The organism is Heyndrickxia coagulans DSM 1 = ATCC 7050 (assembly GCF_000290615.1).
Lineage (GTDB): Bacteria > Bacillota > Bacilli > Bacillales > Bacillaceae_C > Weizmannia > Weizmannia coagulans.
In genome coordinates, this window is record NZ_ALAS01000052.1 from 1 (window position 1) to 232 (window position 232).

Below are 232 nucleotides of genomic sequence, written 5' to 3' on the forward strand. Positions count from 1 at the left end.
AAATCCCCCGTTGCACATTTCCCGTTGTTTACCTGTTTCAGGGCATACGCAGGATACGGTTCCTTTGTAGTTATAAACGACGTTTTCCTTCCCCGGGAGTAATCGTGTTTTGTCGGGGTCTTTCCACATATTGCGAATATCCATGATGGGCTTAATCTTATACGTATCCCAGAGTTTCGTAATCAGCTTCGTGTCATCATAACCCCGGTCTCCCGCCATCGTTTCCGCTGTT

Annotated in this window: 1 pseudogene; it reads right to left on the minus strand. The window is 47.0% G+C overall.

The features are described from left to right. Window positions 1–219, minus strand: a pseudogene (locus IC21_RS17170) (DDE transposase); the annotation flags it as partial. Window positions 220–232 lie beyond the last annotated feature (13 nt).